The organism is Methylobacterium sp. C33D, assembly GCF_053345825.1.
The window spans coordinates 1-889 of record NZ_JBKFAV010000111.1; the positions used below are offsets into that span (position 1 = coordinate 1).

1 protein-coding gene is annotated in these 889 nt (G+C 75.4%); it reads right to left on the reverse strand.

The features are described from left to right. Positions 1-677, reverse strand: a 677-nt coding sequence (locus ACLBXO_RS31590) for a PhnA-like protein (protein WP_447687897.1), incomplete at its 3' end; no start/stop codon positions are given. Between the last annotated feature and the right edge of the window lie 212 nt (positions 678-889).

Here is an 889-nt window from a genome sequence, read left to right on the forward strand (position 1 = left end):
TGCGCCTTGGCCAGGGCGTCGGCCGCCCGGGTCTTGGCCTGCTCCTTCTGGGCCGGGTCGCCGGTCAGGACGGCCTTCACCGCCGCCACCGCCGCGTCCCGGGCCGCCTGCGGGTCCTGCCCGGCGGCCTGCTCGCGCACCTTCTGCTCGATGCCGTCGAGCGGGTTCGAGATCTTCGACAGCGACGGCGCCGCCGCCTGGGCCGCCGTCTGCACCGTGCCGCCCACGAGGCTGCCGGCCCCGCCGAGCGCCCCCGAGACCGTGCTCAGCGTGCCGCCGACCAGCCCGCTGGCGGCCGAGGTCAAGAGGTACAGCACCACCAGGGTGGTGACCGCCCAGGAGACCAGCCCGTGCAGGGCGGCCGCGCCCGGCAGCGGCTTGCCGGAGAGACGGCCGGCGATCAGGCCGCCGGCCAGCGAGGCGACGAGGCCCGAGGCCACGAACCACAGCCCGGCGCCCATCGAGACGCTCGCGGCCGAGGGGTTGTCGGCCGCAGTCGTGCCGACCGAGGCGAGACCCACCCCGACGCCGACGAGGTTGACGATGACCTGGGTCACGAGGGCGGTCACGGCGCCGGCGAAGATCGCGCCCCACGAGACCTCGTTGAGCAGCACGGCGCGCGTATCGGCGTGCGCCGCTCCGGTCGCGAGGGGGGCGGTTGTCGTCTGGATGGTCACGCTGTCACTCCGGATGGTGGGTCGTTCGTCGCCGAGAGGGTGTGGTGGCTCAGTCGCGGGTGGCGCTCACGAGCAGGCCGAGGCCGAAGCCGACGGCGCCGGCGATCAGCAGTGAGGCGAGCGGGAACTCGGCGACCTGGTGGCTGACCTCGCGCGTGGCGCGGCGCAGGTCGTGGCCGCCGCGGGCGTAGGCGTCCCCGGCGTAGTCGGAC